The sequence below is a fragment of the Aquabacterium sp. genome, assembly GCF_004297345.1.
Taxonomy (GTDB): Bacteria; Pseudomonadota; Gammaproteobacteria; order Burkholderiales; family Burkholderiaceae_C; genus Aquabacterium.
The window spans coordinates 1-1,583 of sequence record NZ_SCTN01000489.1 but is presented as its reverse complement, the minus strand read 5'-3'; the positions used below and the strand labels follow the sequence as shown (position 1 = coordinate 1,583).

Sequence of the window (1,583 nt, the reverse complement as noted above, 5' to 3'; positions counted from 1 at the left end):
TGTTGCTTGGCCGTCGTAATGGCCATGTTCGCTTTATTGCTGACGGCCTGCGGTGGCGGTGGGGGTGGCGGCAACGAATCGTCACCTTCTGCGAAGGTCCTTTCGCAGCCGGGAGATGTCATGGTGACCAACGGACAACCCGCAACCTTTAGCGTAGCAGCGACCGGCACGACAACTGTTCAATGGCAAAGGCAGATCAATGGCACTTGGGTAGACATTCCCGGCGCAACCGGCTTCAGCTACACGCTGGCCAATGCCCAGGCGTCAGATGACACGGCCAGCTTCAGGGCCACTTTGACGCCGAGCGATGGCGGCCCCGTCCTCACGAGCTCTCCTGTGACGCTCAGGGTGCTGGCACAGGCAGTGGCACCTTCCGTGGTCGTCAATCCGGTCGATCTGATCTTGACTGCGGGGCAAAGCGGCACCTTCTCCGTCACGGCAACGGGCACGTCGCTTTCCTACCGTTGGCAAAGACGCGGCGGCAGCGAGACAAGCTTCACCGACATCCCGGATGCCGCCGGTTCGACATTGATCCTTTCAACGTCTAACGATGGAGACAACGGCACCCTGTTTCGCGTAGTGATATCCAACGCACTTGGCAGCGTGACCAGCATGAATGCGCGCTTGAATGTGACGCACCCTCTTTCCGCCCCTGTGTTCACGGCCATACCGAGCAATGTGACGGTCGTCTCGGGTCAGACAGCAAGTTTCAGTGTGACATTGACAGGCGAACCAGCGCCAACCCTGACTTGGCAACGCAGTGCCGACGGTACGATCTGGACGAACATCGATGGGGAAACATCTTCCACGATGACCATACCTGCCACGACCGCAGCACACAATGGCCAGCAGTACCGCGCAGTGGCAAGCAACACCTCAGGCAAGGTTGTCAGCCCACCAGGTATCCTGACGGTGAATGCGGCACCGGTCATGCCATTCCTTGTCACCCAGCCGGCCAACGTCTCGGTGGGAGCGGGCAGCGCAGCGCGCTTTGCTGTCGTGGTGGGCGGCACGCCCGCACCGACGCTTCAATGGCAGGTGAGCCTGGATGCTGGTGCAACCTTTGCCAACATCACTGGTGCGGTAGCCCAGGAATTGACGCTGCCGTCCTCTACGCTAGCGGACAACGGCAAAAAGCTGCGAGTATTGGTACTCAACAGCGCAGGCACCGCCATCAGCAACATCGCGACCTTGACCGTACGGCCTGGCCCACAAATCACGAGGCAACCACAACCGCAGGCGTGGCGCGTCGGTCTGCCCCTGCCGATGTTCAGTGTCGGCGCGGCGGGGTCGGACTTGAGCTACCAATGGCAAACGAGTGCCTCACAAGGAGCGGGCTTTCAAGACATCCCCGCGGCAACCGCCAGCACGCTGACAACTTTCACACCACCAACCCAGGACACCTGGGTCAGGGTGATCGTCAAAAATGCTGCTGGCGATGCCACGACCAGTGAGGCAACACGCCTGACCCGACTGAAATGGACGTACCAGTCCCCTCTGCCCACCGGGGACTCCATGCGCGCCTTGAAATGGGTCACAGACACCAACCTGGTTGCCGTGGGGCAAAGCGGAACGGTGATCAG

At 60.7% G+C, this 1,583-nt stretch carries 1 protein-coding gene; it reads left to right on the top strand.

Features of this window, described 5'->3' with window-relative positions; translation table 11 throughout:
- Positions 1-120 precede the first annotated feature (120 nt).
- Positions 121-1,583: immunoglobulin domain-containing protein (locus EPO09_RS18885; protein ID WP_290645536.1), on the top strand; the 1,463-nt coding region annotated here is incomplete at its 3' end.